Here is a 26,967-nt window from a genome sequence, read left to right on the forward strand (position 1 = left end):
CCGTGTCTCCTGAATTCCAACCAGCCGAGGTTTGTTCTAGCTTGTTCGACATGCCTGAAGCCAGGAAACAGCCTGATGTCGCCGCCGCCCTCGCCGCCCAGCTCGCGGCCGAGGCGCTGCCTCTGCGCGACGACGCCCTGGCCGCGCTGCGCCGCCAGCTCGCGCGCATCCAAACCCATGTGCAGACGCGCTTTGAAAATGAGGGGCTGAACGGGCTGCAGGCCTCGCGGCTGCACGCGCAGCTGATGGATCAGCTGGTCAGCGCCTTGTTCGCCTACACGCTGCGGATGCTCCCCCCGGCCCGAAGGACCGGCTGGCGATGGCGGCCACCGGCGGCTATGGCCGCGCCACCCTGGCGCCGTTCTCGGATATCGATCTGCTCTTCCTCACCGGCGGCACCCCCTCCGCCTCGGTGAACAAGGCGGTGGAATTCATCCTTTATATGCTGTGGGATCTGGGGCTGAAGGTCGGCCACGCCACCCGCACCGTCAGCGAATGCCTGGCCGAGGCGAAGGCCGATGTCACCATCCGCACCTCGATGCTGGATGCGCGCTGCCTGACCGGGGACCGCGCTTTGTTCGCGGATTTCCAGACCGCCTTTCGCGCCGATTGCCTGGCCGAGGGGCCGGGCGACTATATCCACGAGAAACAGGCCGAGCGCGCCGCCCGGCATAAACGCTTCGGCGACACCCCCTTCATGGTCGAGCCGAATGTGAAGGAAGGCAAAGGCGGGCTGCGCGATCTGCAGACGCTCTACTGGCTCTCGCGCTATGTTTTCAACACTTTCGCGATGTCGGAGCTGGTCGGCAAGGAGAGCCCTGGCGGCGGCATTCTCACCACCACCGAGGCGCGGGCCTGCAAGCGGGCCTGGGAATATCTCTGGACGGTGCGCTTTCACCTGCATTACGTCGCCGGCCGCGCCGAGGAGCGCCTGACCTTCGACCTGCAGCCGGTGGTCGGCGCCCGCATGGGCTATACCCGCCATGGCCGCCAGGATGGCGTCGAGCGCTTCATGCGGCATTATTTTCTGGTGGTGCGGGAAGTGGCCCGCGTCACCGGGGTGCTGGAGCCGGCCCTCATCCGCGCCGCGCTGGGCGCGCCGGCCATTGCGCCGACCACCGATGCCTCGCTGATCGCCAAGGGGTTCGTCCTCGCGGATGGGCAGATCCTGTTCGCCCCCGGCCATGACCCCGCCACCGACCCGACCTCGATCTTCCGCATCCTGATCGAGGCGCGCGACCGTGGGCTGGCCCTGCATCCGCTCGCCAAGCGCACCCTCATTCGCTATGCCGGCATCGGCGCGGAGCTGCGCGGCGACAAGAAGGCCGCCGGGCTGTTCCTCAACCTGCTCTGCGGCGGGGATGAGGAGCGCGAAAGCTGCGACTCCGCCGAATGGCTGACCATCCTCAATGAAAGCGGCATCCTCGGCCGCTTCATGCCGGATTGGCGGCGCATTGTCGGGCAGATGCAGTTCGACACCTACCACGTCTATACGGTGGATGTTCATACCGTGCAGGCGGTGCGCAACCTCAATAATCTGGAAAACGGCAAGCTCAAGGAGATCGCGCCGCTCTCCACCGAGCTGGTCAGCCAGATCCAGTCCCGCCGCGCGCTTTATGTCGCGGTGCTGCTGCACGACATCGCCAAGGGCCGCGGCGGCGACCATTCCGTGCTCGGCGCCGAGCTGGCGCTGACCATCTGCCCGGCTCTGGGGCTGGACCAGGAAGAGACCGAGATGGTCTCCTGGCTGGTGCTGCATCATCTGCTGCTGAGCCAGACCGCCTTCTCCCGCGATATCGACGACCCCAAGACCATCCTGGATCTGGCCGACACCATCCAGTCGCCCGAGCGGCTGCGGCTGCTGCAAATCCTCACCGTCTCGGACATCCGCGCGGTCTCGCCGAAGGTCTGGAATGGCTGGAAAGCCACCTTGCTGCGCGAGCTTTACGCCCGCGTCGCCGAGGTGCTGGAAGGCGGGCTCTCCACCACCGAGCGCGATACCCGAATCGCGCGGGTGAAAGAGGTGGTGGGCGCGCTGCTGGCGGATTGGCCGGCGGATGAGCGCGAGGAGTTTCTCTCGCTGGGCTATCCCAGCTACTGGCTGGGCTTCGACCCGGAAAGCATCGAGCGCCATGGCCGGATGATCCGCGACGCCAAGACCCGCAACGCCCCGCTGACGATCCAGACCGAGCCGCTGCCCGCCCGGGCGGTGACCGAGATCGTGGTCTATACCGCCGACCATGCCGGGCTGTTCTCGCGCATCGCCGGCGCGCTGGCGATTGCCGGCGCCTCGATCGTGGATGCGCGCATCCATACCCTGACCGACGGCATGGCGCTGGACACGTTCTGGATCCAGGACGCCAATGGCGGCCCGTTCGAAACGCCGAGCCGGCTGGCCCGCCTCTCCAGCGTCATCGAGCAGGCGCTGACCGGGCGGATCAAGCTGGCGGCGGAAATCCGCAAGGCGACCAAGAGCCTGATCCCCGGGCGGATGCGCGCCATCCATGTGCCGCCGCGCGTGGTGGTGGATAACCGCGCCTCCAACCGCCACACCGTGATCGAGGTGAATGGGCGCGACCGGCCCGGCCTGCTGCACGATGTCACCGCCGCGATTTCCGAGCAGGGGCTGCAGATCGCCTCCGCCCATGTCACCACCTACGGCGTGCGGGCGGTGGACGTGTTCTATGTGAAGGATGTGTTCGGCATGAAGGTGGAGAATGAGCGCAAGCTCTACCAGCTCCGCCAGGCGCTGCTGGAGGCGCTGAAAGCCAATCTGGACGAGCCGCCCCCGGCCGGGAAAACGCCGTCGCCGCAGACGGCAGCGGCCTAGGAGCGCGAAGAGGTGGGAACTTTTTGCAAAAAGTTCCCACACCCTCAAAAACTTTTGCTCCTGGTGCCTCGGCGCTGTCATTTGACATAAAGCGAATTTAATCCGATTCCTGGGGAATGGCGCGCAAGGTCTCCGCTTCCCGCATCGGCTTCATGCTGTGCTGCTTCCTGTTTCCGGGGCTGATCGGCAGTTTCGCGAGTTTCTCCATCCCCGCCCCGCTGGTGGATGTGATCCACCAGCAGGCGGCTTTGGACGCGGTGCTGGCGGCCCCCACACCGGCGGCACAGCAGGCCGCCCTGGCTTCATTGCCGCAGGCGGTGGATGAGGAGACCGCCGCCATCGCCACCCAGGGCAGCGCCCCGCTGCCCGCGCGCATCGCCGCCGCCACCACCCATATGCGCCAGCACGCCCTGGCCCAGTCCCGTGCATCCGCCTACCGCATCCGGCTGATGGTCATCACCATGACCGTGCTCGGCGCGATCTTCGCCCTTATGTTGATGGGACCAGACAGACATGAATGATCACATCGCCTCCTATTACGCCGCCAGCGCCAACCGCCAGGATGCGCGCCCGCCGCTGGAGGGCGCCATCGCGGCCGAGATCTGCATCATCGGCGGCGGCTTCACCGGGGTGAACGCCGCCCTGGAGTTGGCCCAGCGCGGCCGCCAGGTGGTGCTGCTGGAAGCGGTGCGGATCGGCTTTGGCGCCTCCGGGCGCAATGGCGGGCAGATCGTCAATGGCTATTCGCGGGATCTGGACGTGATCGCGCAGCGCTACGGCGTTGCCGCCGGCCGCAAGATCGCCGGCATGGCCCGCGAGGGCGGAGACATTATCCGCGAGCGCGTCGCGCGCTATCAGATCGATTGCGATTTGAAGCCGGGCGGGATTTTCGCCGCCCTCACCCAGTCCCAGCTGCGCGGGCTCGCGCATCATGTGAGAATCTGGGAGAGTTTCGGCTATCAGGACGGGTTCGAGCTGCTCGACCAGACCGGGCTGCAGACCCATCTGAAATCGCAGCGCTATGTTGGCGGGCTGATCGACCATCATGCCGGGCATCTGCACCCGCTGAACCTGGTGCAGGGCGAAGCGGCGGCGGCGGAAGCGCTGGGGCGGTGATCCATGAGGGCTCACCCGTGACCGGGGTGACATTCGGCGATGTGGTGCGGGTGAAGACCGCGCAGGGCGAGGTGACGGCAAAGACCGTGCTGGTCTGCGGCAATGCCTATCTGCAAGGCGTGCTGCCGGCGCTGGAGACGCGGATCATGCCGGTCTCCACCCAGGTTCTGGCCACCGAGCCGTTGGGCGAGACCGCCGCCGAATTGCTGCCCACCGATATGTGCGTGGAGGATTGCAACTACATCCTCGATTATTTCCGCCGCACCGCGGATAACCGCATTCTCTATGGCGGCGGCATCGTCTATGGCGGGCAGGACCCGGCCAGCGTGCGGGCGAAAATCCTGCCGCTGATGCACAAAACCTTCCCGACTCTGAAGGATGCGCGGGTGGATTTCGCCTGGAGCGGCAATTTCGCCCTCACCCTCACCCGCTTCCCGCAAATTGGCCGGCTGGCGCCGAATGTGTATTTCTCCCACGGCGATAGCGGCCATGGGGTGACGACGACGCATCTGCTGGCGCGCTTGCTGGCGGAGGCGGTCAGCGGTGAATCGCAGCGCTTCGATGTCTTCGCCGGACTGCCCTATTTCCCCTTCCCCGGCGGCCGGCATCTGCGGGTGCCGCTGACGGTCGCCGGCTCCTGGTGGTATCGCTTCCGGGACATGCTGGGGCTGTAACGCCCGGTTGCCGCCGCCTGTGAATTCCAGTACAGGCTGGCGCTGCGGGCCGGGTTAGCACAGTGGTAGTGCAGCGGTTTTGTAAACCGAAGGTCGGGGGTTCAAATCCCTCACCCGGCACCAGCCTGTTTGCTATTCCGCCGGCTCGTTCAGATATTCCAGCCCGATCGCCACACCGCGCGCCCAGCAGCGGCGCACCCGGCGCGGGGCACGGCCATCGATGCGCAGGGTCAGGTAATCCGGCACCGGCATCATCACCGCGGTTTCCACCTTGGCCCCGCCTTCGGAGAGGTCACGCACCATGCAATCCACCACCGCCTGGCTGGTCATGCCATAGACCAGCTTGGCCCGGCTCAGGGCCGGCTGACGGGCGCTGCGCCGGCGTTCGGTTGTATCCGTTCGGCTTTGAGACTCGCCCAAAATCGACATGATCTCCCCTCTCAGAGAAGCGGCGCACCCGCCCTGCCCCTCGGCTTTCGTTCAATGAAGCTGAAACTCCTACTCGCCACGCGACGCTTTTAGCTGTTCCACAACCCAGGCGCGAATCGTTGCGAGTCGATAAATAATTAACACATTCTTGTGAAAACGCACCGCAAAAATCTGCACGCCTCTCCGCGAAAAACTCATGAGCATACCAACTAATTTTCGGAATCGCGGAGGGGCCGGGGATGGCCCCGAAAAACTCATGCCTGAGCCCAGCAAGGCACGGGTTTTCTTGGATTTTCCTCTGGCTATGGTGGAAGCGGGCGCGGGGCGTGAGGCGTCTGGGCACAAGCATATCTGGACGGGGTGAATAAAAATGAGCGCGCGCAGCAAGATTTTGAGCATTGGCGGGATGGAGCGCCGGGTGGAAGAGGCACTGGCCCGCGATTTCGAGGTCTTCAGCAGCCATGACGAGTCGCTTGCCAAGCTGGTGGCGGCGCATGGCAAGGAGATCGAGGCCATCGTCACCTGGGGGCGTGAGAAGACCGACGCGGCGCTGATCGACGCCCTGCCGAAGCTGCGGCTCATCTCGAATTACGGGGTGGGCTATGATTCGGTGGATGCCCATGCCGCCGCTGCCCGGGGCGTCATCGTCACCCATACGCCGGATGTGCTGAATGACGAGGTGGCGGATTTCGCCGTGGCCCTGCTGCTGGCCACCATCCGGCAGCTGCCGCAGGCGGATGCCTATGTGCGCGGCGGGCAATGGGCAAGTGCACGGTTTCCGCTCAGCGCCTCGCTGCGCGACCGCTCGATCGGCATTGCAGGGCTGGGGCGGATCGGGCTGACCATCGCCAAGCGGCTGGAGGGGTTCGGCCGGCCGATCGCCTATCACACCCGCACGCCGCGCCCGGGCCTCGCCTATGCGTATCATCCCACGCTGGAAGGGTTGGCGGCGGCCGTGGATACGCTGATCCTGGTGATGCCGGGCGGCGCCTCCACCCATCATGCGGTGAATGCGAAGGTGCTGGAGGCGCTCGGGCCGCGCGGCATTCTGATCAATGTCGCCCGGGGTCGGTGGTGGACCAGGAGGCGCTGATCGCAGCGCTACGAAACCGGACCATTCTCAGCGCTGGGCTGGATGTGTTCGAAGGTGAGCCGAATGTGCCGCAGGCGCTGCGGGAGATGGCGCATATCGTGCTCGCCCCGCATATTGGCAGCGCCACCGAGATGACCCGCCGGCTGATGGCCGAGCTGGTGATCGATAATGTCCGCTCCTGGTTCGCGGGCGAAGGCCCGCTGACCCCGGTGCCGGAAACCCCTTGGCCCGCCAAGGAGTGAAACGCGCACGGGCATGCCGCGCCTCGCGTGCCCCTCATCCAACAGGAGCCAAAAGCATGGCCGAGTTCGTTTTCCCCCCGCCGGCGCCGGTCACCGTACCGGTGAGCGATGGCCGCGTCTTTCCGGTGCGCCGGATTTTCTGCGTGGGCCGCAACTATGCCGCCCATGCCCGCGAGATGGGCAACGACCCGACGCGCGAGCCGCCTTTCTTTTTCACCAAACCCGCCGATGCGCTGGTGACCGAGGGCAAGGACACCCCGTATCCGAGCGAGACGAAAAACCTGCATTACGAGATCGAGCTGGTGGTGGCCATCGGCAAGGGCGGGCGGAATATCGCGCCGGCGGAGGCGCTGGGCCATGTGTTCGGCTATTCCATCGGCGTGGATCTGACCCGGCGGGATTTGCAGGACGAGGCCAAGGGCATGCGCCGGCCGTGGGATCTGAGCAAGGGGTTTGATGCCTCGGCGCCGATTGGCAGCATCGTCCCGGCCAGCGAAATCGGCCACCCAGCGGCGGGGCGGATTTCGCTCAGCGTGAATGGCCAAGTGCGCCAGGACGGGGATCTGGCGGATCAGATCTGGCCGGTGCCGGATATCGTCGCCACCTTGTCCAAGTTTATGGCGCTGGCGCCGGGGGATCTGATCTTTACCGGCACGCCGGAGGGGGTGGGCGCCATCGTGCAGGGCGATGTGGTTGAGGGTGAGATTGCCGGGGTTGGCACGCTGAAAACAAAAATTATTTAAAAGTTTTTTGGTGCCGCTTTTTTACAAAAAAGCGGCGAAGAGGGTTGGGGCGTTGGTACAGCGTTGCCGCCACCCCGAACGTTTGTGGGACTTTTTGAAAAAAGTCCCCACACCCCCAAAAACTTTTGCGCCTTATCCCAGTTTCGTCGGGGTCGTTGCCTCGCCCGGCGGCTGGCTACGGCGCATGAAGATGCGCACATCCTGCTCGCGAATCAGCCAGTAAACCGCCCCCAACGATAAGGCGGCGGCGGAGAGGGCCAGCAATTCGGCCGGCGAGGTCGCCTGCAGATCCAGAATGATGAATTTCCGCGCCACCGCCAGCAGCGCGATCAGCATGATGGTGCGCCCACGCACCACCTCCTTGCGCTCCACGAAGGTCAGCCGCAGCGAGCTTTTGAACTCCAGCGCGATGATCACGGTGAAGATATTGCCGAATACATCCTGGAAGGCCGAAGTGCTGTTGGCGCTGAACTGGTCCTGCCAGACCAGCCCCCAGACATTCTGCACCAGCGAAACCGTCGCCACCGCCGTGATCACCATGATCAGCACGGTCAGCACCAGTATGATCATATGCTCGAAGCTCTCATAAGGCGAGGCCTCGCGGAACACCTGCCGCAGCCGGCTCCACTCGCGCGCGAACGGGTTGGCGCCTTTATGGTGATGGGGCTCAGACATGGCGCGCGCCCCTGGTCGGTCGAAATTCGCGCATCGTCACCTTTCCTGCTCGTGCCCAGGCGCCGTTTTACGCGCCAAGCCAGCGCGCAGGCAACAAGGTGCGCGCGATGTCACGAAATAACAGCGCGCCGGTTACAGCACCTGGGACAGGAAGGTCTTGGTGCGCTCATCCTGCGGGTTGCCGAAGAACTGCGCCGGGGGGCGTGTTCGACGATGACGCCGCGATCGGTGAAATAGACCTCGTTGGCGACTTCGCGGGCGAAATTCATCTCATGGGTCACCAGCACGCAGGTCATGCCCTCCTCGGCGAGCTGGCGGATGGTGATCAGCACCTCACCCACCGTCTCGGGATCAAGCGCCGCCGTCACCTCGTCGAACAGCATCAGATCCGGGCGCATGGCGAGCGAGCGGGCGATGGCGACACGCTGCTGCTGGCCGCCGGAAAGCTCTCCAGGATAGGCATGCGCCTTGTTTTCCAGCCGCACCTTCTTCAGCAGCGCGTGGGCTTCCGCCTCCACCTCGGCGCGCGGGCGCTTGAGAACCTGCATCGGCGCCATCATCACGTTCTGCAAGGCGGTGCGGTGCGGGAAGAGGTTATATTGCTGGAACACCATGCCGACATGCCGGCGCAGCTTCAGCTTATCCAGCTTCGGGTCGTTGACCTCAATGCCCAGCACCTTCACGCTGCCCTGCTCGAAGGGCACCAGCGCGTTGACGCAGCGGATCAGCGTGGATTTACCGGAGCCGGACGGGCCGATGATGCAAGCGACATCGCCCTTGGGCACCTGCAGGGACACGCCCTTGATGACTTCGACATCGCCGAAGCGCTTATGCAGGTTTTCGATGGTGAGAAGAGCGTCGGCCATGGGTCAGATCCGTACCTTGGTGCGGCGCTCCAGGCGCCGTGTCGCGATCGCGACCGGGTAAGTGTAGATGAAGAAGAGCAGCAGCACGTAGGCATAGACCGGCGCCAGCAGCCCAGGATTATTCCCCGCCGCCGCCAGCACCTGGCCGGCGCGGGTGACGACATCATTCACCCCGACGATGGAAGCCAGCGTCGTGTTGGTGGTGAGGATGGCGTAGAGATTCATCCAGGGCGGCAGCATGCGCTTGAAGGCCTGCGGCAGGATGATCGAGAAAAGCTGCTGGTTGCGGGTGAAGCCGAGGGATTCGGAGGCTTCCCACTGGCCGGGATGGATGGAGCGCACACCGCCGCGCACGATCTCAGCGACATTGGCCATCACCGGCAGGCCGAGCCCGATCACCGCCTTCAGCCAGTCCGGCAATGAGATATGCAGCCCGCCGATGCGCATATGGTAGGGCAGCAGATAGATCATGAAAAACAGCAGCGCCAGCCAGGGGGCGTTGCGGAAGAACTGGGTGAGCGCCCAGCTGGTCTGGCGCAACGGCTTGGTCTGCGCCACCAGCCCGAGGCCGAGCGCGATGCCGAGAATGGTGCCCATCGCCATCGACAGGAAGCTGATTTCGATATTCAGCAGGAAGCCGCGCAGCAGCAGCGGCGTCCACTGCACCAAGGTGGCGAGGATGCTCTTTTGCAGCGGCGCCGGATTGGCGGCCTGGGCGACGCTGGCGCAGATCAGCAACAAAGCGGTGAGGCCGAAGCCGTGCCAGATGGTCAGGCGCGGCAGGGTGAAGCTCAGGCCGGCGCGCGCGCGCGGGCGCAGCGCCGCGGGCAGTTTCGGGAAAACCGGAAGATCGCTCATGTGCCCAACCCGGACGGCGCAAGGACCGTTCCCACCAATGCATCAGCGCCACCAGAATGCCGACCAGGATGATGTAGATGATGAAGAGCAGGATCATCATTTCCGGCACATTTTCCGCGTCCGACCAGATCTGGTTGGAGACATAGAGCAGCTCGGGCACCGCGATGGCGTAGGCGAGCGTGGTGGTCTTGATCAGATTGACCAGATTATTGGTCAGCGCCGGCAGGCAGATGCGCAGGCCCAGCGGCAGGATCACGTTCAGATAGGTCTGCCGGCGGGTATAGCCCAGCGCCTCGGCCGCTTCGAGCATGGAATGCGGGATCGCCTCGATGCCGGAGCGGAAGATCTCGACATTGAAGGAGCCGGCATAGAGGGCGAGCGAAATGCTGGCCCAGGCGAACCCGCCGATCAAAGGCTGCGCCATGCCGAACCCGTTATGGGTATGCGGCAGCACCGCCGAGAGACCAAAGAAAAAGAAGTAGATCTGCACCAGAGGCGGGTGTTACGAAAGAGCTCGACATAGCTCCACGTCACCCCCGCACCCAGGCGGATTTCACCCCCTGCCCCCAGGCGCCGATGACCCCCACCAGCACCGAGGCGATGATGGTGACCACCGATAATTCAATCGTCACCCATAGACCGTGCACGAAGCGCGTGGCGTCGAACGGGTCGTAGAAGACGGTAAAATTGATGCCGGTGGTGGCGTTGAGATGCCTGAACCAGTCGGCAATGGGGGCGAGGGCGTTCAAAGTCTAGCGCTTACTTGGCGGCCTTGTGGGCATCCTCGGCGAACTTGGAATGCTGGATATGATACTTGGTTTCCAGCTGCAGCACGTAGCCGGTCTTGTTCCAGTCGCTCACGGTCTGGGAGAGGAATTTCTCGAAGGCCGGTTCACCCTGCTTGATCGCCATGCCCAGGGTTGCGCGTCCTGCGAGGGCAACGGCATGTCGTAGCCGCTCCAGTTCGGGTCCTGCAGCTTGCCTTCGATGGCGGTGTCGTCATACAGGAACGCGTCGCAGCGGCCCTGATGCAGAGCGGTCAGCGCCTCGGCCACGCCGGTGAAGGCGACCAGCTCGGCGCCGTATTTCTCCGCCACTTCCTTGTTGTAGAACGAGCCCTGAATGGCGCAGACCGGCACGCCCTTGACCTGCGACCAGCTATGCAGCGGCACGGTCTTGGCGACCATCAGATTGTAGCCGGAGGCGTAGTAATCCGGGTGGATGATGTCGACGATCTTGGCGCGCTCGGGCGTGTCGTTCATCGTCGCGATCAGCAGATCGATCTTGCCCTGCTGCAGGAACTGGATGCGGTTGGCGGCGACGACGTTGACATAGCGCACCTTCACGCCCAGGCGCTTGGCGATATCGGCCGCCATGTCCGGCTCGATGCCGATATTCTGGCCGGACGGGCTCAGATAGCCGAAGGGCGGGTAATCGGCCTTGACGCCGACAACCAGCACGCCCTTGGACTTGATGTCCTGCAACTCATCCGCGTGCGCCGGCGTGGCGTCATAGGCGGCGCCAAACCCGGCGACCAGACCGCTGAGCAAAAATGCTTTGAATTTCATGAAAACCCCCATTTGTTTATTGAAGCCAGGCCAGCCGGGCGCCAGAACATGTTGGAGGGTAACGAGATTTGCGCGCGACGCAAAGCCCTTATTCGGCGCGCTCCCCTCTCCCCGGGCTGAAGCTGCCCATTATCGCGGCACAGCGCCTGCAATCGCACCGCCAGTCTGGACAGTTGCAGGGCAAAAAGATTTTTGTGCGGCGCTGCAGCGGCAGAGAAGAAACCGCCTGCTGAATGAGCAAAAGTTTTTGGGGTGCAGCCCTTTTTTCAAAAAGGGCTGCGAAATGTTTGGGGTGGTGGCAACGTCGTTGCCGCCACCCAAACCTTTGTGGAGACTTTTTGAACAAAGTCCCCACCCCTCCAGCGCCATTCCATCGCTGCTGCTCAGCGATGGAACCTTGGGCGCCTCCGCCCCCAAAAACTTTTGCTCCTTACGCCGCGTCGCGCTGGCCGATGAACTGCCGCAACTCCGGCGTTTGCGGCGCGGTGAAGACCTGCTCGGGCGGGCCGCTCTCATGGATGCGGCCCTGATGCATGAACACCAGGCGGTGGCAGACCTCACGCGCGAAGCGCATCTCGTGTGTTACCATCACCAGCGTCATGCCCTGCGCGGCCAGGTCGCGCACCACCGCCAGCACCTCGTTCACCAGCTCCGGGTCGAGGGCGGAGGTGATTTCGTCGCAGAGCAGCGCCAGCGGCTGCATCGCCAAGGCGCGGGCGATGGCGACACGCTGCTGCTGGCCGCCGGAGAGCTGGCCGGGATAGGCGTCGAATTTCTGCCCGAGCCCGACGCGGGTGAGCATCTCCTTCGCCAGCGCCTCGGCCTCGGCCTTGCCGGTTTTCTTCACCACCATCGGCGCCAGCATCACATTGCGCCCGACGCTGAGATGCGGAAACAGGTTGAATTGCTGGAAGATCATGCCGACCTTCTGGCGCAGCAGCCGCAACTGCCCCGCACTCTCCAAGACGCTGGTGCCGGCGACGCGGATGCTGCCTTGCTGGTAGGTCTCCAGCCCGTTGATACAGCGCAGCAGCGTGGATTTGCCCGAGCCGCTCTTGCCGATGAGCGCGATCACCTCGCCCGGCTCGATATCCAGCGTGATGCCTTTCAGCACCTCATTCTGGCCGTAGCTTTTATGGATGTCAGTGAGCGAGATGAGCGGCATTGAGCCTCCGTTCGAGCCAGCCTCTGCACAACGCGATGGGATAGCAGAGGCAGAAATAAATGAGCGCCACCAGCCCATAGACCGTGAAGGGGTGGAAGGTGGCGTTGGTGATGGCGGTGCCGGCCTTTTCCAGCTCGACAAAGCCGATGATCGAGGTCAGCGCCGTGCCCTTGATCACCTGCACCATGAAGCCAAGGCTGGGGCGGCGGCGATGCGCAGCGCCTGCGGCAGGATGATATGGCGCAGCTGCTCGAGATAGGACATGCCGAGGCTGCCCCCGGCCTCCCACTGTCCGGCGGGCACGGCCTCGACGCTGCCGCGCCAGATTTCGGCGAGGAAGGCGCCGGTCCAGAGCGAGAGCGCGACCCAGGCCGCGGCCCAGGCCGGCACATCGAGCCCGAGCAAAGCCGGGGCGAAGAAGGCCAGGAAGAGCTGCATCAGCAGCGGCGTGCTCTGGAAGATTTCGATATAGATCCGCGCCACCCAGGCCAGGCGGCGATGGGGCTGCACCCGCAGCACCAGCACGATCAGCCCGGCCAGCACGCCGCCGACAAAAGCCCCGGCGGAGAGGGCCAGCGTCCAGCGCGTCGCCAGCAGCAGGCCGCGCAGAATATCCCAGGTGGTAAAGCCCATCATCGCGCCTGCACGCCCTTGAAGAGATGCCGCCCCGCCGCCAGCAGCGCCTGGCGCAGCGCCAGGGCCAGCACGAGATACAGCGCGGTAACGACGAAATAGGCTTCAAACGCCCGGAAGCTGCGGGACTGGATATAAGACGCGACGTAGGTGAGTTCCTGCACGCTGATCTGCGAGCAGACCGAGGAGCCCAGCATCACGATCACCACCTGGCTGGCCAGGGCCGGCCAGATCCGCGCCAGGGATGGGGCGAGCACGATATACCAGAAAATCTGCGGCTTGGAGAGACCAAGGCTGGCCCCGGCCTCGACCTGCCCGCGTGGCGTCGCGATCAGCCCGGCACGGACGATCTCGGTGCCGTAAGCGCCGAGATTGACGACCATGGCGAGAATCGAGGCATCCACCGCATCCAGGCGCAGGCCCAGCGCCGGCAGCCCGAAGAAGATGAAAAACAGCTGCACGATGAAGGGCGTGTTGCGGATCAGCTCGACATAGACCGTGACCGGCAGATTGAGCCAGAGCTTGCCGCTGGTGCGCGCCCAGCCGCCCAGCACCGCGACCGCGATGCCCAGCAGCGTGCCGAACAATGTCAGCTCCGCGGTGATGGCGATGCCGCGGAGCATCATCGGCCAGTAGCCGATGATGGCGCCGAAATCGAACTGATACGTCATTGCGCGGGGTCAGAAATCGGCGGGCAGCGGTTGCTTCAGCCAGGTCTCGCAATATTTGTTCAAGGTGCCATCGGCCTTGGCGGCGGCGATGATGGCATTCACCTTCGCCAGCAGCGCCGGCTGGTTCTTGTTGACCCCGACATAGCAGGGCGAGCTTTGCAGGATGAATTTCAGCAGCGGCGCGCGCGGCGGGTTCTGCGCCATGATCGTCGCGGTGGTCGAGCTGTCGGTGCAGATCAGCTGGGTCTGGCCGGAGATGAAGGCGGAGATGGTGGATTGGTTATCGCCATAGCGCATGATCTGCGCGCTCGGCGGGGCGAGCTTGCTCAACGCGATATCCTCGATATTGCCACGGGTGACGGCGATGCTCTTGCCGGCGAGATCGGCGGCGGTTTTGACATCGATCGTCGCCGGACCGAAGACGCCGCTGAAGAAGGGGGCGTATTTGTCGGAGAAATCGATCACCTTGGCGCGGGCGGGATTCTTGCCGAGGCTGGAGATGATCAGATCGACCTTGCCGGTCTGCAGATAGGGAATGCGGTTCTCCGAGGTGACCGGGGTCATCTGCAGCTTCACGCCCATTTTCGCGGCGATCAGCTTGGCCATGTCGATATCATAACCCTGCAGATTCATATCCGGCCCGACAAAGCCCCAGGGCGGCAGATCCTGCGGCACCGCGACGCGCAGGACGCCGGATTTGGTGATATCGTCCAGCGTATCAGCCAGGGCGCGGCCGGCGAGGGTGAGAGAGGCGACGCCCGCCGCCATGATCGTGGTGAAATGCCGTCTGGTGGTCATTTAATATCGTTCCTGCGTTCAGTACCGCGCCGGGGCGCAACCGCAGGGACCAATGCAAGAGCGATGCCACGATGGGGGGCGACAGGCTTGGCACCGCAAATGCCGGGGCCGCCTTGGAGACGACGGGGATTGTTGAACAATCAGCGTCGCAGACGCTAGGTTTTTCGCCAAATCCGCCTATAAAAGCGCCAATTGGCGCGGGGGATGGGGGGATGTCCGTTCCCCTTACGGTTTTCGCCGCTTTTTGCGCAAAAGCGGCGTGAAACAGTTTGGGCGTTCAGCCTTCATCCGCCCGCCCGGCGCCAGCTTGGCCGGCGCGGGCGGGAGCGGCGCCAGGCTCAGGCCGCGTGGGCCTTGGTCAGCCCCCAGGCGGCGAGGTTGCGGGCCAGATCCTCCTGCTGGCGCGGGGTCAGCGGCCAGGCGCCCGGCGGGCGCACCGCGCCGCAATCCTGCCCCATCAGCGCCAGCGCCGCCTTCACCACCGAGACATTGGTGCCGTTGCCTTCCTCCGCCCGCAGCGCCTCGAACGGCTCCATGGTGGCGATCATCGCGCGGGCCTTGGCGTAGTCCCCGGCTTCCAGGGCGGCGTGAATCGCGACCGAATGCGCCGGCCAGACATTGATGAGGCCGGAGGTGAAGCCGCGCGCCCCCACCGCGTAGAAGGCCGGCGCCCAGGTTTCGGCCAGCCCGCCGACCCAGACGATGGCGGGGTCGGCACGGCGGATCGCCTCGGCCAGGCGCAGCGGCGCCGGGGTCGCCCATTTCACCCCGACCACGTTGGGGATGGCGCAAAGATCCGCGATGGCGTCCAGGCCGATGCCGTCATTGCGCAGATAGATCACCACCGGCAGCCCCTGCCCGGCCTCGGCGATGCGCTTCACATATTCGACGACGCCGCGCGGGGCGACGAACGGGTCGGGCGGCTGGTGCACCATCAGCGCCGAAGCGCCGGCGGCGCGGGAGGCTTTGGTGAGGGCCAGCGCGTCATGGATCGAGCGGCCGATGCCGGCCAGCAGCGGCACCCGCCCGGCCACCGCCTCCGCCGCCGCATGCACCGCACGCTCCGCCTCGGCGGTGGTCAGGCCGTAGAATTCGCCGGTATTGCCGTTGGCGGTGAGGATATGCACGCCCGCCGCCGCCGCCCGCTCCGCGATCGCGGCAAGCGGTGCCGGGTCAATCTGGTCCTGCCGGTTGAACGGTGTCACGAGAATGCCCGAAATGCCCGTGAGCCGGGCACGAAACTCTTCAGCGGTGAAGCTCATCTTGCGATCCTTATCCCTTACCAAATCATGATCTTCGTTTGAAATCAGCGTGATGTCCGGAAGCGGCCAAAGCAGCGCCGCCACGGTCCGGACCGGTCGATTTACATATATTATAAACTTAATTGACAACTTTTTGTCAAGCGCGGCCTTGCCGCCTCCTGCATGCTGCGCTGTAACCGGCAAAGGAGGATCGCCAATGACCCGTTCGGACGCTGCAGAGCGCGACCAGCCTGACTCTTTACATCTGCGGCAAGGCCCGACCGAGCTGGCACTCTCGCCAGGCCAGGGCGGCGCCATCATCGGCTGGCACCATGGCGGCACCAGCCTGATGCGGACGGTGCAGCCCGGGCAGGATGGCACGGTGAGCGTGCGCCAGCTGGCCTCCTACCCGCTGATCCCGTTTTCCAACCGCATCGCCCATGGGCAATTCAGCTTTGAGGGCCAGAGCTATACCCTGCCCGGGACACGCGCGAGACGCGCCATGCGATGCATGGCAACGCGCTTCTCGCCCCCTGGGAGATTGACCGCGCCAGCCCTGCCGAGGCCTTGCTGCGCCTTGCCTCCTCACCGAACCGGCCGGATTTGCTCGCCTTCCCTTTGCCTATGAGGCCACCCAGCTTTACCGGGCGCTGGATGACGGGTTCGAGATCGAAATCAGCATCCGCAACCAGGACCGCCGGGCCATGCCGGCCGGGATGGGGCATCATCTTTATTTCCCGCGCCTGCCAGGGGTGAGGGTGCGCTTCGCGGCGGCCGCGATGTGGGAGAGCGACCAGGAGGCGCTGCCCGCCTTAAGGACGGATGCCTGGCGCAGCCGGCTGGAAGCCGGGCTGGGCGACCTCGATTCAGTCAATTTCGATAATTGCTTCGAGGGTTGGGCGGGCCAGGCCTGGCTGGATTATCCAGAACAGGGCTACAGGATCCGGATCGAGGCCTCGCCCTTGTTCGGCCATGCGGTGTTCTTCACCCCGCCGGGGAAGGATTTTTTCGCCTTCGAGCCGGTCTCGCATCTCAATAACGCGATCAACCAGCCCGACGGGCCGCAAGCCCATGGGCTGAAAATCCTCGAACCCGACGAGGCGGTCAGCGGGTGGATCAGGCTGATCCACGAGGCGCTGTAAGCGCCCCTCCCCTGGCGCGGCGCGCGCGGCTTGACAGCCGGCCGGGGGGCTTCCAGGCAAGAGACAGGCCAGCGCGCCTTCCCTGTCTCAACCCACCTTGGATGATCGCATGACCATAAGCCCGCCCCCTGCCCCCGCGCCGAACTCACGCTGCGCAGTGTTCTCATCGGCATCCTGATCACCTTCGTGTTCACCGCCGCCAATGTCTATTTCGGGTTGAAAGCCGGGCTGACCTTTTCCTCTTCGATCCCGGCGGCGGTGATCTCGATGGCAATTTTGCGCGCCGTGGGCGGCGCCAGCATCCAGGAAAACAATATCGTGCAGACGGTGGCCTCCGCCGCCGGCACGCTCTCCTCGATCATTTTCGTGCTGCCGGGGCTGGTGATCGTCGGTTATTGGAGCGGGTTTCCGTTCTGGCAGACCAGCCTGATCTGTGCCGCCGGCGGGATTCTGGGGGTGATGTACACGATCCCGCTGCGCCGGGCGCTGGTGACGGACTCTGATCTTCCCTACCCTGAAGGGGTGGCCTGCGCGGAGGTGCTGAAAGTCGGCACGCAAGGCGCGCCGGAGGCCGGCGGGGCCGGGCTGCGCACCGTGGTCTGGGGCGGCATCGTCTCGGCGGTGTTTTATTTCATCGTGCAGACGCAGATTTTCGCCGCCAGCATCGCCGGCTATGGGCGCTTTGGCGGGAAAAACGAGGATGCGACCGGATTCGAGTTCGATCTCTCTTTCGCGCTGTTCGCCATCGGCCATCTGGTCGGGCTGTGGGTGGGGCTGGCGATGGCGCTGGGGCGGCGATCGGCTGGCTCTGGGGGTGCCGCATTTCACCGCGCTGCATGCGATTCCCGGCAGCGCCGCCGCCGCCGCCTCGGCCGGGTGGAGCCATTATGTCCGCTTCGTCGGCGCCGGGGCGATCGCGGTGGCGGCGATCTGGTCGCTGGCCAAGCTGGCCGGGCCGCTGGCCCGGGGCCTGGGCGGGGCGATGCGCGCCGGCCGGGCCAGGCGCGAAGGCAGGCTGCAGGATCTGCCGCGCAGCGAGCATGACATGCCGATCGCCATGGTCGGGCTGATCGCGCTGCTCTGCCTGCTGCCGATCGCCTATCTGCTCTGGCATTTCGCCATCGCCAGCGGGCTGGGGGCGGCTACATTGCCGCTGGTGCTGGGCGGGGTGGTGTTCGTGCTGGTGCTCAGCCTCGTCGTCGCGGCGGTGTGCGGCTATATGGCCGGGCTGATCGGCTCCTCCAACAGCCCGCTCTCGGGGGTTGGGATTCTGGTGGTGCTGATGGCGGCCCTGCTGCTGGTGGTCGGGGTGAAGCCCTTGCTGCCGCCGGGGCGGCGCAGGCGCTGGTCGGGTTCGCCTTGTTCATCACCACCATCGTCTTCGCGGTGGCCACCATCTCCAACGATAATCTGCAGGATCTGAAAACCGGGCAGCTGGTGGACGCCACCCCGGCCTTGCAGCAATGGGCGCTGGTGATCGGCGTGCTGGCCGGGGCGGTGGTGATTCCGCCGGTGCTGAACCTGCTGCAGCATACTTACGGCTTCCTCGGCGCGCCGGGGGCCAATCCGGCGACGGCTCTGGCGGCCCCGCAGGCCGGGCTGATCTCGGCCTTGGCCAAGGGCGTCATCACCGGCTCGCTGCCCTGGGGGCTGATCGCGCTGGGGGCGGGCATCGGCGTCGCCATCATCATTCTGGACGAGCTGCTGGGGGCGGTGGCGAAGGGGCCGCGCCTGCCGCCGCTGGCGGTGGGGCTTGGCATCTATCTGCCGGTCTCGACGACGCTGATGATCATTCTGGGCGCCATCGCCGGGGCAGTGTTCGACCGCAAAGCCGGCAAGAGCCGCAATCCGCAGATGGCGCGCCAGCTCGGCGTGCTGCTGGCCTCGGGGTTGATCGTGGGCGAGAGCCTGCTGGCGGTGCTGTTTGCCGGGCTGGTGGCGTTCAGCGGCAATCAGGCGCCGGTGGCGCTGGTGGGGGCCGGGTTTGCGACGCCGGCACTCTGGCTGGGCGGGATCGTTTTCGCCGGCGCGCTGTTCTGGCTCTATCGCTGGGTGCTGCGCCAGGCGTGACCACAAAAAAGCCCGGGCACTGCCCGGGCTTTTGCGGTTTCAGGCCTGACGCGCTGACTCAGGTCTGCGGCGCTTGCTTAGGCCTGCGGCGCTGGCGCCAGCCTCTCCTGGCGCGCCCGCCTGGCACTCCAAAAGCCCGCCAGCAGCGAGCCGGAGATATTGTGCCAGACCGAGAAGATCGCCCCGGGCAGCGCCGCCAGCGGGGTGAAATAGAGCTTGCCCAATGTCGCCGCGAGGCCGGAATTCTGCATCCCCACCTCGAAGGCCAAGGTGCGGCAGACGCTCTCATCGAAGCCCAGCAGCCGCCCGCCCCAATAGCCGCCGAGATAGCCGGTGCCGTTATGCAGCACCACCGCCAGCAGCACGATCGGCCCGACCGCGGCGATGGCATGCGCGGTGCCCGCCACCACGGCGGCGATGATCAGCAGGATGGCAACCATGGAAAACAGCGGCAGCACCGGCTCCACCCGCCGCACCAGCCGATGCGCCAGCACGTTGACGGCCACACCCAGCGCCACCGGCACCAGCACGATTTTCACGATGCTGATCAGCAGCCCCATCACATTCACCTGGATGCCATGGGTGGCGTAGAGCTGCACCAGCAGCGGCGTGGCGACGACGCCGACCAGGGTGGAGACGGCGCTGATCGTCACCGAAAGCGCGACATCGCCGCCGGCGAGATAGACCATCACGGTGGAGGAGGTACCGCTGGCGACCGAGCCGACCAGGATCATGCCGATGGCGAGTTGCGGCGGCAGCCCGAGCAGCTTGGCGATGATGAAGGCGGCCAGCGGCATGATGAGGTAATGCAGCCCGAGCCCGGCCAGCACCGGCCCGGGCTTCTGCGCCACGCGGCGGAAATCCGCCGGGGTCAGCGTCACGCCCATGGCGAACATAATCAGCCCGAGCAGCAGCGTCACCCAAGGCAGGATCGGGGTGAAGGAGGACGGAGCCAGGAAGGCGGCGGCGGCGATCAGGATCGCCCAAAGCGGAAACAGGCGGGTGACGGCACGCATCGGACTCTCCAACCAAGACCCGCGAAGGCAGGGTTTACAAAATGACACAAGACAGAAAATGTCGCTTAGCTGGATCAGCTTGAACGGAAAACAGGAAAAAGGCGCGTCTGCTGACCATTTCCGTCATAACGGCGCGTTAATGTGGCGGGCGGGACGAGCGCCGGCCGGGGCCCGCCGCCGCCCGGCCCGCGTGACAGGCCACGCCGCAGCGGCTAAATTGGCGGGCGCTCCGCCCTCAAGCCCCCTCAAACCATGGATCTCAGCCTTGCGCCGTCTGATATCGAAGTCCCGTCTTCTGCCCGGCCTCATCCTGTTGCCCCTCGCCGGGTGCCATCAGAGCTACTCCCCCAATACCTATGCCGCCGCCGCCGCCCAGCAGGAGGCGCAGGTGCAGCGCGGGGTGATCATCGGGGTGCGGCAGGTGGTGATTTCGCCCGACGGCACGGTGGGGGCCACCGCCGGTGCCGCCGCCGGTGGGGTCGCGGGAACGCAATTCAGCAACTCGGCCGGGCTGAACGCGCTGGGCGCCATCGGCGGCGCGCTGGTCGGCGGGGTTGGCGGCGCCGCGGCGCAGCAGGCGGTGCAGGCCACCAAAGGCTGGGAATATATCGTCCAGGAGACCAATAACGCGCTGGTGTCGGTCACCCAGACCAGCAAGACGGCGCTGGCCATCGGGCAGCACGTGCTGGTGATCAATGGCAGCAAGCAGGCGCGCATCGTGCCGGATTATACCGTGCCGGTGCCCAGCCCCGCCCCGGCAAAACCCGCCGCCACCCCGCCGAAACCCGCCACCATCACCGCCACGCCGCTCCCCGCGCTCCCGGCAGCGCCCACGCCAGCAGCCACGTCAGCACCCGTGCCAGCAACGGCAGCCAGCCCGGCGCAGGCCACCGGCACGGCCAGCACCGCCACCCCGACACCCGCCGGTACTTCCTCCACCGGCACCAGCCCGGCCAGCGCCACGCCGACCAGCGCCACGCCCGCAAGTGCGACAGCGGCGAACATGGCGGCAGGTGGCGCGGCGGCAACGGGCAGCGCCAGCTCCCCTAAGCCCGTCCCTCAGCCCAGCAATAATGGTGCGGTGACAACCTCAAGCTCGGCGCTGCCCGATGCGACGAGCCCAACCCAGCCCGCCCCGGCCAGCAGCACGGCGACACCAAGCAGAAGCGCCACCGCGCCGGCCGCCAGCACCGGCACGGGCAGTTCCAGCTCCAGCGCTACCACCAGCAGCGCCCCAGCACCGGCGCGGCCAGCAGCAACGCCGCCACGCCCTGAACCGGACGACCAGCCCCGCCACGCCACCTCACGCCGCCTGGGGCCCTGGAGCCTGGGCGTTGGCCGTCGCGCACGCTAATCACGCCCAGGGCGTCAATGGCGCGGGCGCTGTGTTCCGGGTCTATTCCGGGGTGAAACGGGCGGCCTGAGGCGCCAGACTGGCGCCGACATGCGCCGCGCCACGCGCCTGCGCCAAGGCTTCCTGATGGTGCCGCTCACGATAGCGGGCGCGCTGGGCGTCACTGCGTTCGGCATGGCAATGCGGGCAGCTCACCCCTGATTCGAACAGCGGCGAGGCCTGGTCCGCCGCGCTCACCGGGCGGCGGCAGGCATGGCAGAGGCCAAAGCGCCCCGGCGCCAGCCCATGGCCGACCGCCACGCGCTGGTCGAACACGAAACATTCGCCTTCCCACAGACTATCCTGCGCGCGCACCTCTTCCAGATATTTCAGAATCCCGCCCTGCAGATGAAACACCGCCTCCACGCCTTCCTGTTTCAGGAAGGCGGTGGATTTCTCGCAGCGTATACCGCCGGTGCAGAACATCGCGACTTTCGGCGTCCGCCCCTCGCCCAGCAGCCGGTCGCGCTGCGCCCGGAACCAGGCGGGGAAATCGCTGAAGCTGCGGGTGCGCGGATTGATCGCGCCTTTGAAGCTGCCGATCTCGACCTCGTAATCATTGCGGGTGTCGATCAAGATGACATCCGGCTCGGAAATCAGCGCGTTCCAGTCCGCCGGCGCGACATAGCGGCCGACGCTGGCGCGCGGATCGATCCCCTTCTCGCCCATGGTGACGATTTCACGCTTGATCCGCACCTTCATCCGGTGAAAGGGCATGGTGGCGGCGCGCGCGAACTTCACCTCCATCTCCGCGCAGCCCGGCAAGGCCCGCAACGCGGCCACGGCCTGGGCCAGCGCCGCATCCTCACCGGCGATGGTGCCGTTGATCCCCTCCGGCGCGAGGATGAGCGTGCCCTTGATACCCAGCGCCAGGCAGCGCGCCAGCACTTCATCGCGGATGGACGCGCAATCCTCGAACGGCGCGAATTTATACAAGGCCGCGACGCTGACAGGCAGGTCAGTACCGGCGGGCGGGACGGGGTGGGGCTGAACCATATCTGCCATCCGCCGCCCCTAGCACGCCAGGCCGCCCCCGTCATGAGGGCGGCCGGTCATCGTCTCAGGCGGCGGCGCCGAGTTGCGCCGAACCCAGATCCAGCCGCACCAGCGTCTGGTTGAGCAGGATATAGGCGATCTCCCCGAACGTCACCGGGCCGATGAAGCCGCCCGTGGTGCGCCCCTGCAACGCCGCATATTGATAATTCAGGATGCAGTTGAAGGAGAGCGCCTTGCCGGCGCCCTGCGCATGCAGGCCGGTGCAATAGCTGCCATAAGCCTCGGCATAATCCCCGACCGGCGCGGCCAGCCGGTAGGCCCGCCCCGCCACCACCGGCGCGTAGAACTCCACCTGATCGGGCAACAGCGCCTGGAAGGAGACATTGATCATCGCCCCGGCATAGGAGGAGACCAGCGGCAGGCTGGTATCGACCTCCTGCTCGCGCAGCCAGCTGGCGAAATCCACGCGCTTGCCATCCACCTCGCACTGCGAAGCGGAAAAGCCGGTTTCGGGAAACACGATGTCCGGGCCAGAGCCTTGCGTGAACAGATTGACGATATCCGCCTCGGCGAAGGCATCCTGGCTCAGCCCGACATGCATGACCAGCCCGGCATCCTCATGGATTTGACCGGTGGCGCCATCGACGACCGAGGGGCGGACCTTGCCCAGCTCGGTCAGCTCCACCCCTGTCACCCAGCCGACCAGCGGCTGCTCATAGAGCTTCGGCAGCCCCGGCGCCTCCAGCGCGAAGCGTTTATGCACGCCGGTGAAGGCCGGGATCAGCACATAGGAAAAGCTGGATGGCAGCCGGTCCCTGACAATCGCCTGCAGATCATCCTCGCGCACCACGGCGATGCGCATATCCTGCGCGCCCTCCACCACCGTGCAGAAGACATGCTCGTGATCCACCATGCCGCCATCGGGGTCATGAAATACGGGGTCGACCCGCCGATCCAACGGCCCTTGGGCAGGCTGGCCAGCGCCTGGCCGCTGCCGGCCACGAACAGGACGGCGCCGCTTTCGATCAGCCGGCCCGCCTGCGCGGTTGAGATGAATTGATTCAACATCGGCTTGATTCCTTAAAGATTCACGAGATCGCGCGCCGCGAAGGCGTTGTTGGCGAAAAATTCATGGAGTTCCGCGGCCGCGCGGCCGATACCGGAGGGATTGTGCCGCACCTCCTCGCGAAGCCGCGACAGCAGCAATTTGGTGGCGAGCGAATTGACCTTCGGCTCGGCCCCCGTCAGCGCGCTCCGCCATTTCGGATCGGAGATTGCCGGTATGGACATCGATGAATTCCTCCCTCGGTAAAGACTGAGAGGGTTCTAAGCCTGGCCGGTTAAGTGCGGTTTAAGGCTGGCGGCGGCAAGCCGGGTGGCTTCATGGCGGAGCAGATAGGCTTTCGCCTCCAGCCCGCCGGCGAAGCCTGTCAGGCTGCCATTGGCGCCGATGACACGATGACAGGCGGCGATGATCGAAACCGGGTTGCGGCCATTCGCCGCCCCCACCGCCCGCACCGCCGCGGGCGCGCCGATGGCGCGGGCGATGTCTCCATAGCTGCGGGTCTCGCCAAAGGGGATGCGGGTCAGCGCGGTCCAGACCCGCAGCTGAAACGGCGTACCGACGAAATCCAAGGGAATGTCGAATATGGTGCGGCGTCCTTGAAAATATTCGTTCAGCTGCACCGCCGCGCGGCATAGCAGCGGATGCGTTGCGTCCTGCCGCGCGGCGTGCAGATGCGGCACCCGCGCCGGCAGCTCCCGCGCCCACAGCACGCCCGCCAGCCCCGCCGCGCTGCCGACGAGCCGCAACGCCCCGACCGGTGAGTCGATCACGCTGAACAGATAGCCCATCTCTCCTGCCCTTTCCTGCATCACGCCGCCTTCCTACCGCCCCAGGCGCGATCAGGCTGGCCATTTTCGGACATCGTGGCGGGGGCCGGCGCGATGTCCGAAAATGGCTAGCGGCCGGCGCTTGGCGCGCTATGCTTCCCGCTCAAGCCAATCCGGGTGGAGAGGATGATCGAAAACCAGGCGGCCTACCAGGCGCTGACCACGCGCGACCCACGCTTCGACGGCATCTTCTATGTCGGCGTCACCTCCACGCGCATCTATTGCCGGCCGATCTGCCCGGCCAAAACCCCAACCGCGCGCAATTGCCGCTTTTTCCAAACCGCCGGGCAGGCGGAAAAAGCCGGTTTCCGGCCTTGCCTGCGCTGCCGCCCGGAGCTGGCGCCGGGGCGGCGCCGGTGGATGACGCGCAGCGCATCGCGCATCTGATCGCGCAGAGGATCGAAACCGGCGATATCGGGCTTGGTACAAATTTGGCGCAGATTGCCGCGCAATTCGAGCTCAGCCCGCGCCAGATCAGGCGGATCATGCAGGCCCAGCTCGGCCTCTCGCCGATGGAGTTGCTGCAGAGCAAGCGCCTGCTGCTGGCCAAGCAATTGCTGACGGAAACCAGCCTGCCGGTGACCCAGATCGCCTTCGCCAGCGGCTTTTCCTCATTGCGGCGCTTCAACGATGCGTTCAGCCGGCATTATCGCATGCCGCCCTCGCGCCTGCGCCGGGAGGCTGCCACGCCCTCCCCCGGCATCGCGGCGCAGGCCTGCGCGCGGCTGCGCCTCGCCTACCGGCCGCCTTATGATTGGCACGGCGTGCTCGCCTTCCTCGCCGGGCGGATGATCAAGGGGTGGAGCATGTCACCCCGGATTTTTATGCCCGCACCGTGCGGCTTGGCGGCTCTGTCGGCTGGGTCAAGGTGACGCAGCGCGCGCCAAGCGATGAGCTGCTGGTCGAATTCCCGCACAGCCTCACCCCCGTGCTGCCGGCCCTGCTCGGGCGGTTGCGGGATCTGTTCGACCTCGATGCGCGGCCGGACATCATTTCCGGCCAGTTGCTGCGCGATGCGCGGCTGGCGCTGATCGTGGCGCGCAATCCCGGCCTGCGCGTGCCCGGCGCCTTCGATGGCCATGAGATGGCGCTGCGCGCGATCCTCGGCCAGCAGATCACCGTGAAAGCCGCGACCACCCTGGCCGGCCGCCTGGCGGCGCGCTTCGGCACGCCACTCGCCACCCCGTTCGAGGCACTGAATTTGCTGGCGCCGACGCCACAGACCCTGGGCGACGCGACGATCGATGACATCGCAGCACTCGGCATCATCCGCAACCGCGCCGCCGGCCTGATCGCGCTCTCACGCGCGATCGCCGCTGGCGGGCTCGATCTGCGATCCGGCCTGCCGGCTGAAAAAACCATCGCCGCCTTGAGCGCCCTGCCCGGCATCGGCCCCTGGACGGCGCAATATATCGCGATGCGCGCGCTGCATTGGCCGGACGCGTTTCCGCACGAGGATATCGCGATCCGCAATCAATTCGGCCGGCAACCCTGGAAACAGATCGAAGCGGCGGCGGCGGGCTGGCGGCCCTGGCGCAGCTACGCGACGCTGCATATCTGGTCGCATCCCGAGGCGATCGCGCTTTGTCAGCCGTAGCGCGCCACCTCGTAATCGGCGGCGTCCAGATCCGTCTTGCCGTTGCCGACCAGCTGGGCGATGTGGCGGGCGGAGCCGCAGCTCATCGTCCAGCCCAGCGTGCCATGGCCGGTATTCAGATACAGCCCCTCGATCCTGGTCTTGCCGATCACCGGCGTGCCATCCGGCGTCATCGGCCGCAGCCCGGTCCAGAATTGCGCCCGCGACAGATCGCCGCCGGGGAACAGATCGGTGACTGAGAGCTCCAGCGTGCGCCGGCGCGCTTCCGGCAGGTCCGTGGTGTAGCCGGAAATCTCCGCCATGCCGCCGACACGGATCCGCTCGCCCAGCCTCGTGATCGCGATCTTGTAGGTTTCATCGAGCACGGTTGAAACCGGCGCGCGGCTTTCATCGATGATGGGGATGGTCAGCGAATAGCCCTTCACCGGATAGACCGGCAGCTTGATGCCGAAGCGCTTGACCATGAAGGGCGAGAAGCTGCCCATGCACATCACCACGCTGTCGGCCTTCTGGGCGCCGGCGCCGGTGAGCACGCCGGTAATCTTGCCAGCTTCCGTCAGCACATCCTTGATTTCGGTGTTATACTGGAACACCACGCCCAGCGCCTCGGCCTGCTTGGCCAGCGCGTTGGTGAATTTGAAGCAATCGCCGGTTTCGTCATTCGGGGTGAGCAGCCCGCCTTTGATCTTGTGGCGCACGGCCGCCAGCGCCGGCTCCACCCGCGCGCAGCCTTCGGCATCGAGAATCTCGAAGGCGACGCCATCGGCTTTCAGCGCCTTCACATCCTTGGCCGAGGCTTCCATCTGCTCATCGGTGCGAAAAAGCTGCACGGTGCCGCGCATGCGTGCATCGTAATCAATGCCGGTTTCGGCGCGCACCTGCGCCAGCGCCTCGCGGCTGAGATCGGCCAGGCGCAGCATGCGGCCTTTATTCACGGCGTAGCGGCCGGTGGAGCAATTGGCCAGCATCTGCACCAGCCAGGAGAGCATGGCCGGGTCCGCCTTCGGCCGCAGGATCAGCGGGGCATGTTCCTGGAACAGCCATTTCAGCGCCTTCAGCGGAATCCCTGGCGCCGCCCAGGGGCCGCAATAGCCGAAGGAGACCTGGCCGGCATTGGCATGGCTGGTTTCCAGAGCCGGGCCGGGCTGGCGGTCGATGACCGTGACCTCATGGCCGGATTTCGCCAGCTGGTAGGCGGTGGTGACGCCGACAACGCCGGCGCCGAGAACAGTGATCTTCATGCCGTTCTTCCGTTTCG

The 26,967-nt window shown here is 65.8% G+C and carries 26 protein-coding genes, 1 tRNA gene and 7 pseudogenes; 14 read left to right on the top strand and 20 right to left on the bottom strand.

Translation table 11 applies throughout. From position 1 onward, the window contains the following. Positions 1–50: 50 nt before the first annotated feature. The 4 genes and pseudogenes from GT370_RS08770 (at position 51) to GT370_RS08785 (ending at position 4,743) form a co-directional block, all read left to right on the top strand. Positions 51–2,830: pseudogene (locus tag GT370_RS08770) on the top strand ([protein-PII] uridylyltransferase). A gap of 116 nt (positions 2,831–2,946) precedes the next feature. After that, positions 2,947–3,351 carry a hypothetical protein gene (locus tag GT370_RS08775; protein ID WP_008492151.1) on the top strand — a complete coding sequence of 135 codons (405 nt, stop codon included), beginning with the start codon at positions 2,947–2,949 and terminating at the stop codon, positions 3,349–3,351. Next, positions 3,344–4,620: pseudogene (locus GT370_RS08780) on the top strand (NAD(P)/FAD-dependent oxidoreductase). The gene GT370_RS08775 and the pseudogene GT370_RS08780 overlap by 8 nt, the downstream one beginning before the upstream one ends. A gap of 48 nt (positions 4,621–4,668) precedes the next feature. Then, a tRNA-Thr gene (locus tag GT370_RS08785) sits at positions 4,669–4,743 on the top strand. A 9-nt stretch (positions 4,744–4,752) separates the two neighbouring features. Here the strand turns inward: GT370_RS08785 and GT370_RS08790 are convergent. Further along, positions 4,753–5,049: a PilZ domain-containing protein gene (locus tag GT370_RS08790; protein WP_008492149.1), complete on the bottom strand. Its 297-nt coding sequence runs from the start codon at positions 5,047–5,049 to the stop codon at positions 4,753–4,755. 406 nt (positions 5,050–5,455) lie between these two features. Between GT370_RS08790 and GT370_RS08795 the strand changes: the two are divergent. Further along, positions 5,456–6,384, top strand: a pseudogene (locus tag GT370_RS08795) (2-hydroxyacid dehydrogenase). A gap of 56 nt (positions 6,385–6,440) precedes the next feature. Beyond that, positions 6,441–7,127 (top strand): fumarylacetoacetate hydrolase family protein, encoded by a 687-nt coding sequence (locus GT370_RS08800; protein ID WP_008492146.1) that lies wholly within the window; start codon positions 6,441–6,443, stop codon positions 7,125–7,127. Between the two features lie 132 nt (positions 7,128–7,259). Here the strand turns inward: GT370_RS08800 and GT370_RS08805 are convergent, their stop codons facing one another. The 13 genes and pseudogenes from GT370_RS08805 to GT370_RS08860 form a co-directional block, all read right to left on the bottom strand. After that, entirely contained in the window at positions 7,260–7,802 is a 543-nt protein-coding gene (locus GT370_RS08805) for a phosphate-starvation-inducible PsiE family protein (RefSeq protein ID WP_008492145.1), read from the bottom strand. A gap of 110 nt (positions 7,803–7,912) precedes the next feature. Beyond that, on the bottom strand, positions 7,913–8,668 hold the full coding sequence (locus GT370_RS08810; RefSeq protein ID WP_333490040.1) for an amino acid ABC transporter ATP-binding protein: 756 nt from the start codon (positions 8,666–8,668) through the stop codon (positions 7,913–7,915). Positions 8,669–8,671: 3 nt separating this feature from the next. Then, on the bottom strand, positions 8,672–9,526 hold the full coding sequence (locus GT370_RS08815; RefSeq protein ID WP_008492143.1) for an amino acid ABC transporter permease: 855 nt from the start codon (positions 9,524–9,526) through the stop codon (positions 8,672–8,674). Positions 9,527–9,602: 76 nt separating this feature from the next. After that, positions 9,603–10,016: pseudogene (locus tag GT370_RS08820) on the bottom strand (ABC transporter permease subunit); the annotation flags it as partial. A gap of 40 nt (positions 10,017–10,056) precedes the next feature. Beyond that, positions 10,057–10,275 (bottom strand): hypothetical protein, encoded by a 219-nt coding sequence (locus GT370_RS08825; protein WP_270184239.1) that lies wholly within the window; start codon positions 10,273–10,275, stop codon positions 10,057–10,059. A 10-nt stretch (positions 10,276–10,285) separates the two neighbouring features. Beyond that, positions 10,286–10,438 carry a hypothetical protein gene (locus GT370_RS08830; protein WP_270184240.1) on the bottom strand — a complete coding sequence of 51 codons (153 nt, stop codon included), beginning with the start codon at positions 10,436–10,438 and terminating at the stop codon, positions 10,286–10,288. Then, positions 10,384–11,094: a transporter substrate-binding domain-containing protein gene (locus GT370_RS08835; RefSeq protein WP_270184241.1), complete on the bottom strand. Its 711-nt coding sequence runs from the start codon at positions 11,092–11,094 to the stop codon at positions 10,384–10,386. Before GT370_RS08835 ends, GT370_RS08830 begins: the two co-directional genes overlap by 55 nt. Positions 11,095–11,524: 430 nt before the next feature. Further along, complete coding sequence (locus GT370_RS08840; protein WP_008492140.1) at positions 11,525–12,259, bottom strand: amino acid ABC transporter ATP-binding protein; 735 nt, start codon at positions 12,257–12,259, stop codon at positions 11,525–11,527. After that, positions 12,237–12,446, bottom strand: a complete 210-nt coding sequence (locus GT370_RS20815; protein ID WP_333490041.1) for a hypothetical protein — start codon at positions 12,444–12,446, stop codon at positions 12,237–12,239. Before GT370_RS20815 ends, GT370_RS08840 begins: the two co-directional genes overlap by 23 nt. After that, positions 12,434–12,895: an ABC transporter permease subunit gene (locus GT370_RS08845; RefSeq protein WP_333490042.1), complete on the bottom strand. Its 462-nt coding sequence runs from the start codon at positions 12,893–12,895 to the stop codon at positions 12,434–12,436. The genes GT370_RS20815 and GT370_RS08845 overlap by 13 nt, the downstream gene beginning before the upstream one ends. After that, on the bottom strand, positions 12,892–13,563 hold the full coding sequence (locus GT370_RS08850) for an amino acid ABC transporter permease (RefSeq protein WP_008492138.1): 672 nt from the start codon (positions 13,561–13,563) through the stop codon (positions 12,892–12,894). Before GT370_RS08850 ends, GT370_RS08845 begins: the two co-directional genes overlap by 4 nt. A 9-nt stretch (positions 13,564–13,572) precedes the next feature. After that, complete coding sequence (locus GT370_RS08855) at positions 13,573–14,361, bottom strand: transporter substrate-binding domain-containing protein (RefSeq protein ID WP_008492136.1); 789 nt, start codon at positions 14,359–14,361, stop codon at positions 13,573–13,575. 338 nt (positions 14,362–14,699) lie between these two features. Next, entirely contained in the window at positions 14,700–15,623 is a 924-nt protein-coding gene (locus GT370_RS08860) for a dihydrodipicolinate synthase family protein (protein WP_270184242.1), read from the bottom strand. A 196-nt stretch (positions 15,624–15,819) separates the two neighbouring features. Between GT370_RS08860 and GT370_RS08865 the strand changes: the two genes are divergently transcribed. The 5 genes and pseudogenes from GT370_RS08865 (at position 15,820) to GT370_RS08885 (ending at position 18,814) form a co-directional block, all read left to right on the top strand. Next, positions 15,820–16,230, top strand: coding sequence for a hypothetical protein (locus GT370_RS08865; protein ID WP_270184243.1), 411 nt, complete (start codon positions 15,820–15,822; stop codon positions 16,228–16,230). A gap of 22 nt (positions 16,231–16,252) precedes the next feature. Further along, a complete protein-coding gene (locus GT370_RS08870; RefSeq protein WP_270184370.1) occupies positions 16,253–16,744 on the top strand; it encodes an aldose epimerase family protein in 492 nt (163 codons plus the stop codon). A 150-nt stretch (positions 16,745–16,894) separates the two neighbouring features. Further along, positions 16,895–17,527, top strand: a pseudogene (locus tag GT370_RS08875) (OPT family oligopeptide transporter); the annotation flags it as partial. Then, positions 17,445–18,167, top strand: a complete 723-nt coding sequence (locus GT370_RS08880) for an OPT/YSL family transporter (protein ID WP_270184244.1) — start codon at positions 17,445–17,447, stop codon at positions 18,165–18,167. The pseudogene GT370_RS08875 and the gene GT370_RS08880, both read left to right, overlap by 83 nt. Beyond that, on the top strand, positions 18,104–18,814 hold the full coding sequence (locus tag GT370_RS08885; RefSeq protein WP_270184245.1) for an OPT family oligopeptide transporter: 711 nt from the start codon (positions 18,104–18,106) through the stop codon (positions 18,812–18,814). Before GT370_RS08880 ends, GT370_RS08885 begins: the two co-directional genes overlap by 64 nt. Before the next feature lie 77 nt (positions 18,815–18,891). Here GT370_RS08885 and panS read toward each other — a convergent pair whose 3' ends face one another. After that, on the bottom strand, positions 18,892–19,830 hold the full coding sequence (gene panS / locus GT370_RS08890; protein ID WP_008492131.1) for a ketopantoate/pantoate/pantothenate transporter PanS: 939 nt from the start codon (positions 19,828–19,830) through the stop codon (positions 18,892–18,894). 265 nt (positions 19,831–20,095) lie between these two features. Between panS and GT370_RS08895 the strand changes: the two genes are divergently transcribed. Continuing rightward, positions 20,096–21,184, top strand: a complete 1,089-nt coding sequence (locus tag GT370_RS08895; protein WP_270184246.1) for a hypothetical protein — start codon at positions 20,096–20,098, stop codon at positions 21,182–21,184. Positions 21,185–21,226: 42 nt separating this feature from the next. Here GT370_RS08895 and trhO read toward each other — a convergent pair whose 3' ends face one another. The 4 genes and pseudogenes from trhO to GT370_RS08915 all read right to left on the bottom strand — a co-directional run bounded on the left by trhO (position 21,227) and on the right by GT370_RS08915 (position 24,094). After that, positions 21,227–22,228: an oxygen-dependent tRNA uridine(34) hydroxylase TrhO gene (trhO, locus tag GT370_RS08900; protein WP_039884639.1), complete on the bottom strand. Its 1,002-nt coding sequence runs from the start codon at positions 22,226–22,228 to the stop codon at positions 21,227–21,229. A 55-nt stretch (positions 22,229–22,283) separates the two neighbouring features. Next, positions 22,284–23,287 (bottom strand): annotated as a pseudogene (locus GT370_RS08905) (DUF6976 family protein). A 12-nt stretch (positions 23,288–23,299) separates the two neighbouring features. Further along, on the bottom strand, positions 23,300–23,509 hold the full coding sequence (locus GT370_RS08910; RefSeq protein WP_008492126.1) for a hypothetical protein: 210 nt from the start codon (positions 23,507–23,509) through the stop codon (positions 23,300–23,302). A 36-nt stretch (positions 23,510–23,545) separates the two neighbouring features. Continuing rightward, a complete protein-coding gene (locus GT370_RS08915) occupies positions 23,546–24,094 on the bottom strand; it encodes a methylated-DNA--[protein]-cysteine S-methyltransferase (protein ID WP_270184248.1) in 549 nt (182 codons plus the stop codon). Positions 24,095–24,238: 144 nt separating this feature from the next. On the opposite strand from GT370_RS08915, the gene GT370_RS08920 reads away from it, so the two are divergent. Further along, positions 24,239–24,499 carry an Ada metal-binding domain-containing protein gene (locus GT370_RS08920; RefSeq protein WP_270184249.1) on the top strand — a complete coding sequence of 87 codons (261 nt, stop codon included), beginning with the start codon at positions 24,239–24,241 and terminating at the stop codon, positions 24,497–24,499. 64 nt (positions 24,500–24,563) lie between these two features. Then, positions 24,564–25,706, top strand: a pseudogene (locus GT370_RS21375) (helix-turn-helix domain-containing protein); the annotation flags it as partial. Here the strand turns inward: GT370_RS21375 and GT370_RS08935 are convergent. Continuing rightward, entirely contained in the window at positions 25,700–26,950 is a 1,251-nt protein-coding gene (locus GT370_RS08935) for a D-amino acid dehydrogenase (protein WP_008492123.1), read from the bottom strand. The pseudogene GT370_RS21375 and the gene GT370_RS08935 sit on opposite strands and share 7 nt — an antisense overlap. Between the last annotated feature and the right edge of the window lie 17 nt (positions 26,951–26,967).

The organism is Acidocella sp. MX-AZ03 (genome assembly GCF_027626035.1).
GTDB lineage: Bacteria > Pseudomonadota > Alphaproteobacteria > Acetobacterales > Acetobacteraceae > Acidocella > Acidocella facilis.